This window comes from Segatella intestinalis, assembly GCF_029348455.1.
Lineage (GTDB): Bacteria > Bacteroidota > Bacteroidia > Bacteroidales > Bacteroidaceae > Prevotella.
Map to the genome: position 1 here is coordinate 18,231 of NZ_JARJVV010000026.1, position 12,251 is coordinate 30,481.

Genomic DNA, 12,251 nt, shown 5'->3' on the forward strand with positions numbered 1-12,251 from the left:
TATTGAAATAAAAACACAAAACGCAAAATTATCCGTTCCAACATGGGATATTTAACAAATTATGTGTAATTTTGCAGCCTGTTTAATTAAATAAGAGAGAGATGTTATTCAGTTTTTTTGTTACGTGTAATAAGATAGGAGCCTTTACCCTGGGCGGTGGCTATGCCATGATTCCTATTATGGAGAGAGAGTTTGTCGACCGCCATAAGTGGATGGACAAACAGGAATTTATGGATATTATGGTAGTGGCACAGGCCACACCGGGCATCTTTGCCATCGATATGGCAAGTCACATCGGATATAAACTGCGCGGAATATGGGGAGGCATCGTGGGAGCAATAGGCATTGCGCTGCCTTCCATCATAGCCATCATCATCATTGCCATGTTCTTCAGACAGTTCAAGGACAACTACTGGGTGGAGAAGTTCTTTGCCGGCATCAGACCGGCAGTAGTAGCCCTCATCGCTGCTCCTTGCTTCAAAATGGCAAAAACTGCCAAGATAAATCGCTACAATGCCTGGATTCCTGTAGCCAGCTGCGCCCTCATCTATCTTTTAGGCGTCTCACCCATCTACATCATCATTGCGGCTGGCGTGTTGGGATGGCTGTATGGAAAGATGAGAAAGGTAAAAAAGTAGAAAGGTAAAAAAGTAAAAAGGTAAAAAGAGCATTCTTGCTTTTAAAGGTAAAATACAAAGACTATGTTATTTCTGAAATTATTCATCATATTCACGAAAATAGGTACGTTCAACTTTGGAGGTGGCTATGCCATGCTGTCGCTCATTCACAACGAGACTGTCGTAAAAAACCAATGGCTCAGCAATGCTGAGTTTACTGACATCGTAGCCATCAGCCAGTCTACACCGGGACCTATCGGAATCAACTGCGCCACATACGTGGGTTACACTTCCACCCTGCATGCTGGTTATCCCGAATGGGCGGCGATTCTGGGAGCTATTCTCGCCAGCTTGTCTATCATGTGGCTGCCTTTCGTCATCATGATTCTCATCAGTCATTATCTGATGACACACAAGGACTCTAAAATAGTGAAAGATATCTTTGCCGGACTGCGCCCTGCCATCATAGGACTCATTGCTGCCGCTGCACTTCTGCTGATGAACAAAGACAACTTTGGCTCACCTCAGGACAATCCCAATGTCTTCGGAATCAGTATTGCCATCTTCGTACTGGCTTTCTATCTCACCGCCTTCAAGAAAGCCAACCCCATCCTACTGATGCTGACCTTTGGCTGCTTGGGACTGATACTTTAATAGAAAGCTTCATGAGGCATAAAAAGAAAATCCTCACTCAATAAAGCCACTTGCTTTGTTGAGTGAGGAAAAAAAAATTGATTGTCTCACGACAACCAATCTTTTATTAACCTTAATAATCTAATACCATGAAAAACACATTGCAAATGTACTACTTTTATTTAGAACTTCAAATGTTTCTATAAAGAAAATGTAGATATTTAACCTTCCTTAAATATTTTACCATTCCAATTAAACTTTCTTTGCACTTTTATGGCATTAATTAGCTTTTTATCTTCTGCTGAGAGCAATGGCAGAGCAAGACGGAAAACGATGGCATTCTCATGCTGCATGAGCAATGCACTCATCATCCTGGGCTCTATCATCGCCTTGAGTTCTTCAAAACGTGACACACTCATCGTATCTGGTCTTTGCAACAGACTTTCACAAACTCCTTGAATGTCTTCTCCGTCAAAACAATGAGTCATCTCGAGTTGTTGCCACTGCTGATCGAAGAACATCACCTCGCTCTCCTTTTCGGGTGCTGCCAAGGTTCTTACCATACAAATGATGGAGTCACCACCAGTTTGTGGCAACTTTTTTAATTGTAAGGTACAGACTCTGCTGAGTCTTATCTGCATGAAATCATTGGTCAGCGTATCCATAACACTTGTATCACCCAACGACGTAGTGACCTCTGCCTTTACCTTCATATCCTGCAATTCCGTAAACTCCACACGCATATTCTGCGTGAGGACAGGAACCAAGGAATCTGGCATCGACACCCAGAGTTCTCTCAACGACTTGGCTTGTACTGCTAATGCCACTACCAAGGCACAGAGTACGGTAAATATCTTCTTTTTGTTCATATCTTTTCTGTAGTTTACGACAAAAGTACGGAAAAAAAACATAATCCACAAGTTTTCTTCTGTTTTTCTGTATTTTTCTACTGACATAAGACGTAACAGAAAACCATTACCAATTTTATTTTTGTCTTTATACATTTAAAGTAACTACTCAGCATATAGCCATATGTAGTTACTTTAAAATCGTTAAACCACATTGAAATCTCCGTTCAAAGGCTTTGAACGCACATTCAAAGGCTCTGAACGCACATTCAAAGGCTCTGAACGCACATTCAAAGGCTCTGAACGGAACTTTTATAGGCTAAAGAAAACATTTATATAATATAGGAGAAAAAATCTCCTGTATTAAGCGATAGTTTCTTTGGGTTGTAAGGCTGATAACACAAGTATTGCATTTGTAACTATCAGTTCTCCATATGGGTGCTGAGTAGTTACCATTTACACCTTATTAGATAAAAAAAACTTAACGAGCGAGAATAAAAAATGGAAACAGTTGTACAAGAGACAATAAAAGTGTATCTTTGCCGAACAAAGAGAGATACCCCACACATGTTGGGTAAAAACAAAAAGTCAATAAACATTTGATTATGAAAATAAAATTTATCATGGGACTTGTATTAGTTCTGTTTGCATCATTATTTGTAGCATCATGCAATAATGACGACGAGGAATCATTGGAGCAAGAATTTGCTCATGTATTAGATAATCATGGAGTTGCATACGATTTCAGTGACAATGGAAACTGTTTCGGTGATGGCGGTGGCATAGTTCAAGCGGACTTTGACAATATGTTCATTGGGCATGGATGGAAGCACTATGCTACATGGGAAATAGTCAAGAACGGCAAAAGAAAGTCTGCTGAATATTACAGCAACATGTTAGGCTTAGCTCCAGAACAATACTATTTTGATAGTAATACGAAACTGACTACATATTGTCGTTCTGACATCTCCGGTGGCGCAGTAAAGAAGAATGAAGTTACTTATAGATTTTTAGATAATTACAATGGTACGTCGCGTACAGTCTTGTTGCTTGACAACAACGAATATATTCAGATAACAGGATGGATGTTAGGCGCTCAACCAAGTTTCTGCATGGTTCATCCGTTGGGAATAAAAGCAGATGGAACAACCGTCTATGGTGTTTCTATCTATGTGCAGATGACAGACAAAGAACTGAAGACTATGCAGGATAGTGCCAAATAAAATATCGATCAAGCATTATGAAGAACCTTCCATACATAGTGTTCAGCTTTCTTATGCTTTGTGCATTGTGCACAAGCATAAGCAGCTATCACCGAACAGAATACATGATAGCCCAGGATGTTAATCAGGCCTTGAAACAAGTTCTTGTGAAAATGCCTGACAATGTGGTTACCACAGACACCATACGCTGTTATCGCAACTGCCTCACCATTGCCGAATTGAAAGATACGGCAGGTATTGCCATGCGTACTGTGCGCAGAGATGGACGTTGGGAAACCAAGATGGTGGCAGAGGCTAATTGCAACTTTGCTACGACTTTCATGATGTCCGACCAAAAGGCGTCGGGCTCTCTTTTGTTTATCGGGATGCTGTGGCTGTTAGGTAGTTTGTGGTATGTAAGAAGGAATAAGCCGGAGCTGATAGTTCAAGGTTTGGCGTACGGAGGTATTGTGTTTCATGATGATAAATTTATGACCGTATCGGGTGAGGAGATACGTCTTACTCCAATGCAACACTCCCTGCTCGAAATGTTCATAACGACAGATTCTCATACGCTATCGAAACAGGAGATTTGCGACCAACTATGGCCTAAGAAACCTGATGCAAGCGATACACTTTATACGCTAATCAAACGTATAAAACCTATCATAGAGACACATAGCACGCTGAAAATCGAATCAGATCGGGGTAAGAGTTATAGTTTGTAACTCACTCTAAATTGGGCTTTGATTGAAAATCAAGAAGTTGGGCGTTTGCCTATATTATATAGGTAACAATATGGAAACGAGCGGACTTCTGCTCGTTTCTGTATTTTGCAATATGCAAAGAACGCCTCAATTCGGGGACAAAGATACGACAATTTTCTAAATATCCCATAACTAGCAAGGAGAAATTTACGGAATTTAGAACTTTTTGAGTTAAATCTGATGCTTACCAACAATATGTATCCAAAAACAAACAGCAGTATTCGGATATAGCTTATCCGAATACCTGCTGCCATAACGTTTTGTTGCTGACGATGATTCTGACATCGGCTTTCATGTACTTTTGCAACACAGGGGACTTTTGTCCCTGTGTACTCACAGTGGCTATAGCCATAAAATAGTTACCATCTTCCCTATGTATGAGCCTGGCTTTATGGCTTGTGATGTCGCAGTTATAAGATGCATTATCGTTGCCCTCGAAAGATACATGAGCCGTCCTTGGCTCATCGAAAAGATACAAATACTTGTATGGCACAAACACTTGCACTGTTCTTTGATTGATGACCTCACCATTAGCCTCTATGGATATAGGATAAGGTATCTTGTAGAAAGCAACTGCGAGGGCGAGGACTATTATCGTAATGACAACCGTTCCCAAGCTGACGAGGCGAGGAGGAACTTTGCCTATCACGTTCCTCACCTTCTCGCTTCTCAACTCGATATTATCTGATTCTTTTTCATTCTGTTCCATATCAAAAGCATTTTAGTTTCCCAATTCCAACTGATTCTTCACAAGGTTATAATATGCCCCTCGCTTGGCGGTCAAAGACTCATGGTTGCCTATCTCAACCACCTTTCCATGGTCGATGACCACGATTTGGTCGGCATTCTTCACCGTGCTTAGGCGATGAGCCACAATCACAACGGTCTTGCCCTTATAGAACTTATCCAAGTTCTCCACGATGCTTCTCTCATTATTGGCATCGAGCGAGTTTGTAGCCTCGTCAAGGAATATATAGTCAGGATTCTTGTAAACCGCCCTTGCAATCAAGATACGCTGTTTCTGTCCTTGGCTTAGTCCCACGCCATCACGTCCAATCTTGGTATTGAACTTCAGAGGCAAAGCCATTACATACTCCTTGATACAAGCTATCTCGGCTGCTTTCAACAACCGTTCCTTGTCTATATCGCCATCGTCAACGGCAATGTTTCGTGCTATACTCTCCGAGAAGATAACGCCATCCTGCATCACTACGCCACATTGTCTGCGCCACCATTTCTTGTTGAGCTTGTTAATGTTGGTATTGCCAATGTTGATTTGTCCCTCCAAGACAGAATAATAACCTAGCATTAAGCGGATGAGGGTGGTCTTTCCACTGCCAGATGCACCAACGATGGCAGTTACCTTACCTTGCGGAATGTGAATGCGCACATCATCTATGGTCTTGCGCAAAGCATGTGGGTCGTACTTGAATATGATGTTCTTGATGTCAATGCCCTCATTCTTATCTTCAATAGAAGTCAGCAAGCCTTCCTTTCCATTCTCATCATCCATCTGGTGAATCTCGTTGATACGTTCCAAGCTAATCTTCACATCTTGCAGGGAATAAAAGAAGTTCATCAATTGATCTACAGGTGTATTTAATTGACCAATAATATACTGTATGGCAAGCATCATGCCAAGGGTCATGTCTCCGTGAATTACCGCTGTTGCAGCTATAACTGTAATGATGGTATTTTTAGTTTCATTGATGAATATGCACCCTGCTTCTTGCATTTGTTGGAGTTTGAGCGATTTCATCTGTACTTCAAACAAATCAGCTTGTGTATCTTCCCATTCCCATCTTCTGCGTTGCTCACAATCCTGCAATTTGATTTCTTGCATAGAGGTGATAAACTCGTAAGTTTTGTTGTTGTTGATGGCTTGCTGTTCAAATAACTCATAATCTAGTACTTTCCTCCGTCTTAAGAATAAAGTCATCCATGCGCCATAGAGAATACTTCCAAGCAAGAAGATAGCAAACACAAATTTATCGTATAAGAACAGCACCACAGAAAACACAACAAAAGTGAATATCGCAAATGTTATGTTGAGTGTCTGCTGTGTGAGAAATTTATTCACACGACTATGGTCACTCATTCTTTGCATCAAGTCTCCCATAAGCTTTGTGTCAAAGAAAGACATTGGAAGCTTCAGTAATTTAATGAAGAAGTCACTCAATAGTGAAATGTTAATGCGCAAGGAGATATGAAGCAATAACCATCTACGGATAAAGTCAATAGCTGTTCGGCTAATTGTTAGCATAAGTTGTCCCAATAATATCAGCCAAACAAAACCAATGTCTTGGTTTTTGATGCCAACATCAACAATAGATTGGGTGAGAAATGGCAAGACTAACTGTAAAAGGCTTCCAACAACCAAACCTAGTACAATTTGCCCAAAATACTTACGATATTTTTTCACATACCCCAAGAGAAAACGAAAAGACCGCTTTTCTTTTATGTTCTCTTCTTTCTGCATCTTGTAAGCAAAAAAGGCAGGTGTAGTTTCCAAGAACATAGCGATGCCCTTGTCTTCACCATTGGTATTTGTGCTTAGCCAATGTTTCTTGAATTCATCAAGAGTATAAGTTATCAAACCTTTTCCTGGGTCAGCAATATAGTATTTGTTGTTCTTTATTCTATATAAAACGACAAAATGATTTTGATTCCAATGCAAAATGCAAGGAAGAGGAACAATTTGTAACTTATTGATACTGGTTCTTGCAGCTATAGCATGAAAACCAAGAATCGTAGCAGACTCACTTAATCCCATTAAAGACACTCCCTCTTTATTAGCATGACATAAGTTTGCCATAGTTTCTATGGAAATGCTACGACCGAAAAACTTACATATCATACACAAACAAGCAATGCCACATTGCATAGAATCATGTTGTATGAAAAGTGGAAATTTTTTCATCATTTTTATTTTACAATACCATCTATGTTGTCCGAATTATTTAATCTTTTATTTCTTGCCTTATAAGATTTACCCCAATTTATGTCATAGGAAACACCTAGAGTTATCATATTAGCATTGTCCTTTATTCTAAAATACTCAGTTTTATATAAACCATTTCTAGCATACTCGAAACCAGAACTCTGAACATATTTTTTAAACGGATTCCATACTCCAAGTGAGAAAGTCATTCTTTTGTATTTATAAGAACAATCAACGCTGCCTGTGGATTCTCCATAAAAACTTTTCATTCCAAATAATTCCTTTGGATTATGATTGAAAGATATATTTGCAGAAAAGTTTTTCAGGTAGAACACTATCTTCCCACCATATGTATAGTCTGTTAAAGAGAAAGTTTCGTCTTCTATTTTAAATTTATAATAGTTGTATGAAATATAGCCATCAATGAACAACATGTCCTTTATGATGTCAAAGCTTGTGTAAAAATTTATTTTACGAACGGTTTTTGAATCAAAATTTATATGTTGATAACCTAATTTCCCATTTTGACAATAAATACCAGACGCAAAAAGATTTTTTGCACTTTCGATATTGTAGTTTAGTGAAATATACCATCTGTTAGGATTCCAAGATAAAGATAATTTATGTTTTATGTTGTCATAAGGACGCAAGGCAGAATTGCCTGTTTCGAATTCATATCTATTCAAATTTTTTGTAATTCCACTTAATGTTGACAAGCTTGGTATTGTTGGTTGCATTGAAAATTGATAAGACATACTAAAATTGTCTAAAGGCATATACTTAATTCTGCCTAAAGGACGATATAATACTTTGTAAAAAGAATTGCCACCTTCCTTGAAACTAACCCAATTTATACCTATTCCCCCCATGTAGTAGATATTTTTAACATTCCCAGAGAATTGGGTATAAGCGTATAAATTTTGGTCTTTTGAATCAAAATCATTTGTAATATCATAACTATATAAATTGTGAGTGTCTGAATATTTGTATCTTAAACCAGAATCCCATGAAAGATTTTTTAAAGAATAAGTATGCATGATTTCTGTTATAAGAGACTTACGCTTTCCTTCTACCCCATACTCAAAATGGGAATTATTTTCGTTTACATTTTCAGTATATGAATAATCATAGTTTGTCTGTAATATTTTTCCTACCATATTAAAGAGCAATGACTGTTTGGAGGAAATTTTATATTCAGAAAACAAGTCTATTGCAGGTGAATGACTTTTGTCTTTTGGTGACCTAAATGAATTTCCAATCAAACTTTTCTTATCAAATATCTCCTGTGAGCAATTTTGATTGGTGTTTCGGTTTGTACTATAGTTGAATTTTATGTTAAATGTAAAGTTATTCTTATAATAATTATATGCAGCATCTATATTTTGAAGAAAGTATCCATATGGCGATTCTACGCCCTTTCTGGATATTTCAACATCTTCATTTTCTAGATACGTATCTGTGTATGAATTGGAATAATCTCGGTACTTGCTATTATAGCTTAGGCTAAACAAACTGTTTGCCTTGTTAAATTTGACATAAGCACTATTATATAGCGACATTGTTGTTAGAGCCGCATCTTCATAGAGTCCAAATTGTCCACCAGAAGTATGCCTTTTAGTTACAATGTTAATGATTGCACTAATGTTACTGTCATTATATCGTGCTCCTAATTTATCAAAAAACTCTATTTTTTTTACATCGCTTGGGATTATCGTCAAAAAATCTGCAATAGTGGCATCAATGTTGTTGATTTTAAAAAGTATATTACTTCCATTAATAGTTGTTGCATTCTTGTTCTGGCGGTCAACGATTACTCCTGGCAGTTTTATTTTGCTCAGCAAATCCCATGCAGATGACGATGCCTTCTGCATATTAGAAGTTGGAATTAATATTAAGCGGTCTGATTTTGTTATGATATTTGAACCTTTTACAACGACATCTGACAAGTTAAAGATTCTAGATGTATCAGACAAGTTCTTTGATATTGTATCGGTTACTATAAAATCAGAGCCTATTGTGAAAAGACATTTTTCCCCACTAAAAACATCCAAAGTAACCCAAAGAAGAAAAAATATACAAAAACTATTTCTCATTATTTCTTTCTATTAAAAAGTTGTAGAAATCTTCTATAATATAATTTTCCTTACCATATTTCTTGTTAAGTATGCAAGGTAAATTTTCTCCCTTTTCTAAGAGTTTTTGCGAACAGGGCTTAGGACATGCTGGAAGAAAATTACAAATCTGACATCTAGATGGCAATTCTAAATTTAATCTATCCTGCAATTTCATTTCATTCCATTCTAACTGTCCTTCACTAGTGATAAGACCATATGAATTTTCAGACGAGAATGTCCTTGCTGTACACTTGTAAATATTTCCATCATAATTTATGACAACTTGATTGTAATTGTCTGCATAACACCCATAAGTGTATTTTGAAGTAGCCAAATAACTACATTGTATTTTATTTGTTTGACATTGTAAGACAAAATCTAAGATTTTCTTTTCATCTAACTTTTCTGCATTTACTTGCCAAACTTTAGATACCATAATTTTCAAATTGTTATTTTGCTTTATTTCAGCAAGCTCGTTTGCAATGTTTGTAAGGGAATCTAACGTTCTATTGGACACATTAATCCTTACCAAGATTTCGCTTTTAGGTGAATCTTGTTGTATTAATTTTATCGCTGATAAAATTTGCGAATATGTCCCATTGCCATTGACCTTATATTTCCTTACCTTATCATGAATATTTTGCCATCCATCCAAGGTGATTTGAAAGCTCGGTTCATAGGGACTTAATTTTGCGACAAAGTCTTTGTCTATCAACGTTCCATTGGTAGTAAACGAAGTCGCCAAATAAAATCCATGTATTTTTGAGAGTTCATAAATGCTTTCGATTAACGAAAAAACAATATTTTTTTGCAACAAAGGTTCTCCTCCAAAGAAACTTAAAATTAATTTCTTAAAAGGCTCTTTGGTAATTTTCTCTTTGATATGCAATATGATTGCTGCGACCATTTCTGAAGTCATATGGGACTTTTCTATATGACTCTCGTAGCAATACCAACATTTTAAATTACAATCCATTGTTGGATTGACGATAATATGATAAATATCTTTAGAAAACTTACGTTCTTGTACTGAAGACAAATACTTTTTCTGTTCGTCATTTTCGTCTGTAACGATGAAACCATTAGCCTCTAATGTTCTATGTAAGTTGGGATTTTTTGTATTTAGTTTTTCAACATTATCTTTGCAGCTTAGATAGTCTTGGTATGCATTTTTACCTATAATTAATCTGGAATAATTATATGCGTTAAAGCATAACACAACATTTTCCATCTCAACAAAATGGTTATACTGACTATATTTCATATTCAATTTACTTGTTGTTTATAAATAATTAGGTACAACTATCTATTATAGTCGTACCTAATTCTTAGGGGTTAATAACACTTAGCAACCGCAATTGTTACATTGACAATTGTTACACTGAGGATTATTTTGCTCAAAGTTCTGATGTTGCTCCTTGTCATTGTTACCACCTGTAACAACAACCAAACAATCTTCAGTCAGAACATCTTCTCCCAACAAAGAGACTAATGTGGAAATTTTTCGTTCTTCCATACTTGATGTTTAAGGATCCTACCCTATTAAGTTAATAATGACTTTTCTTTTTGCTATAAAAGCGATACATAAATAATGTTTTTATTTCGAAGTCACAAATATTTTCATACAGTTTAACATAAAAAACGTATAAAACATGTCTTTCTGTTCGTTCCGAACTATATTTTGTTGTTGCAAAGGAGAATAATAATATTCAATTAAGATTTTATATGGTTGCTTTATCCTATGAGGATAGCTGGCATCATTTCAATGTATGACTCTTAGTTTCAATTTGCATACATCAGAAGCAAAGACTTAACCTCTCCTTTCTATGTCTACTCTCGTATATACTCCGCCAACTTGCGGTTGGCTTTTCTCGCCCTCAGTCTCAATGCCTCGTAGCTTGGCTTCGAGAACTTCACCGTGACAGACTTCGACAGCTTGCGAACCCTGCCTGTGGGCGGTCTTCCGCCCTTTTTCTTGTCCTGTTCATATATGCTTGTCATTCGATATACTGTTTACAGTTGGTACACTTACTTTCTGCGACCGCCGGGAGCAAAATTCCTCCGCCCTCATGGTGGAGCGAGGCGTTTTGGGGTTCCCAAAACATAACCTCGCTCCCTCTCAGAACACGTTAGTTGGAATTACAGCCTTTCAGCTATCCACGTCCAAGGTCGCAGACCTTAATTCTCACAATTTGCGCCAAGCCTCGAAGTCCTCTTCATAAAGGCTTAGGTGGTGGCGCACGATGTTCTCGATGATGCCCGATACGCTCATGCGCCTTCCTCCGAGGATGCGGACGACACGATCAAGACGGTCTCGTACATCGGAACTGACGAAGACCGGCTTGCGGTCGTCAATCCTTGGAACTTGGAGGAAGGTCTGCTGATACTCCTCCAATGTCGCCTTGCGCTGCTTGCCACTGATGCGCTTCTGCGGATTCGGTGGCGATTGAGCCTCGTTCGTTGATGTTTCCTCTCTATAGGGAGTTGTTGCAGCAACTTTCTCTACAATTGCTCTAAACTCTGGGTTCTCTACATCATCATAGAGAGAATTACAACTACTAGGATTGGCTTTGTTGCCATACGTAGATGGTTTAACAAAATCCAAATACTCTTTTTCCATCAGCTCCTTTTGCTCAGGAGCCAAGACTGCATCTTTTGTTCTTGCCATAGCTTATGCTGTTTTATTTGTTAGTATAGTGGTCACGGTTTGCACCATTGACCGATTGTCGGGTGCAAAGTAAGTGTACTGAGTGCAGCCATGCAACTGATTGGGTGTAACGTGGCAATTTAGTTGTGGCTTGCTTATTTGCATACCGAGATAGTTGTGAGAACTTCAACGTATTTCTCAACTCATCATTGTTCATGTATTCGTTGCAGTCGTGCAAGTTTTTCTTGTTGTTTTTGGCGTTGAAGTCGGCAAACCCCGGCAACATACTGCCACAGAAATTGAAAACGCTTGTTTTTAGATTGCCGTGCCTTATCTTTGCACTCACAAACGTGGAGCACTGCATATGCGTGGAGCTTTGCGACATACAACATAGTATTAACTTAGAAAAAAGAAAAGTATGGGATTCATCGTATTCGAGGAAGAGGCATTCAACTATCTTGATGCCCAGTTGGAGAACTTCG

The 12,251-nt window shown here is 37.9% G+C and carries 11 protein-coding genes and 1 pseudogene; 4 read left to right on the forward strand and 8 right to left on the reverse strand.

The window, feature by feature from the left end; all coding sequences use genetic code 11:
• Positions 1-101: 101 nt before the first annotated feature.
• Positions 102-638 (forward strand): chromate transporter, encoded by a 537-nt coding sequence (locus tag P3T48_RS13755; RefSeq protein ID WP_276507060.1) that lies wholly within the window; start codon positions 102-104, stop codon positions 636-638.
• A 63-nt stretch (positions 639-701) separates the two neighbouring features.
• Positions 702-1,271 carry a chromate transporter gene (locus P3T48_RS13760; RefSeq protein ID WP_022251505.1) on the forward strand — a complete coding sequence of 190 codons (570 nt, stop codon included), beginning with the start codon at positions 702-704 and terminating at the stop codon, positions 1,269-1,271.
• Positions 1,272-1,471: 200 nt separating this feature from the next.
• Here P3T48_RS13760 and P3T48_RS13765 read toward each other — a convergent pair whose 3' ends face one another.
• On the reverse strand, positions 1,472-2,119 hold the full coding sequence (locus tag P3T48_RS13765) for a DUF3256 family protein (protein ID WP_276507061.1): 648 nt from the start codon (positions 2,117-2,119) through the stop codon (positions 1,472-1,474).
• Positions 2,120-2,703: 584 nt separating this feature from the next.
• On the opposite strand from P3T48_RS13765, the gene P3T48_RS13770 reads away from it, so the two are divergent.
• Both P3T48_RS13770 and P3T48_RS13775 read left to right on the forward strand, forming a co-directional pair.
• Entirely contained in the window at positions 2,704-3,321 is a 618-nt protein-coding gene (locus P3T48_RS13770; protein ID WP_276507062.1) for a hypothetical protein, read from the forward strand.
• Between the two features lie 104 nt (positions 3,322-3,425).
• Complete coding sequence (locus P3T48_RS13775; RefSeq protein ID WP_276507063.1) at positions 3,426-4,028, forward strand: helix-turn-helix domain-containing protein; 603 nt, start codon at positions 3,426-3,428, stop codon at positions 4,026-4,028.
• 271 nt (positions 4,029-4,299) lie between these two features.
• Here the strand turns inward: P3T48_RS13775 and P3T48_RS13780 are convergent, their stop codons facing one another.
• From P3T48_RS13780 to P3T48_RS13810, 7 genes and pseudogenes are all read right to left on the reverse strand, one after another.
• Positions 4,300-4,776, reverse strand: coding sequence for a hypothetical protein (locus tag P3T48_RS13780; protein ID WP_233522190.1), 477 nt, complete (start codon positions 4,774-4,776; stop codon positions 4,300-4,302).
• 12 nt (positions 4,777-4,788) lie between these two features.
• Entirely contained in the window at positions 4,789-6,990 is a 2,202-nt protein-coding gene (locus tag P3T48_RS13785) for a peptidase domain-containing ABC transporter (RefSeq protein WP_443217200.1), read from the reverse strand.
• A gap of 2 nt (positions 6,991-6,992) precedes the next feature.
• A complete protein-coding gene (locus P3T48_RS13790; protein WP_276507064.1) occupies positions 6,993-9,101 on the reverse strand; it encodes a TonB-dependent receptor in 2,109 nt (702 codons plus the stop codon).
• Positions 9,091-10,386, reverse strand: a complete 1,296-nt coding sequence (locus P3T48_RS13795; protein WP_153096115.1) for a radical SAM/SPASM domain-containing protein — start codon at positions 10,384-10,386, stop codon at positions 9,091-9,093. The genes P3T48_RS13790 and P3T48_RS13795 overlap by 11 nt, the downstream gene beginning before the upstream one ends.
• A gap of 569 nt (positions 10,387-10,955) precedes the next feature.
• A pseudogene (locus P3T48_RS13800) lies at positions 10,956-11,123 on the reverse strand (plasmid mobilization protein); the annotation flags it as partial.
• A gap of 184 nt (positions 11,124-11,307) precedes the next feature.
• Complete coding sequence (locus P3T48_RS13805; RefSeq protein ID WP_276507065.1) at positions 11,308-11,790, reverse strand: DUF3408 domain-containing protein; 483 nt, start codon at positions 11,788-11,790, stop codon at positions 11,308-11,310.
• Positions 11,791-11,803: 13 nt separating this feature from the next.
• Complete coding sequence (locus P3T48_RS13810) at positions 11,804-12,115, reverse strand: hypothetical protein (protein WP_227035370.1); 312 nt, start codon at positions 12,113-12,115, stop codon at positions 11,804-11,806.
• Positions 12,116-12,251 lie beyond the last annotated feature (136 nt).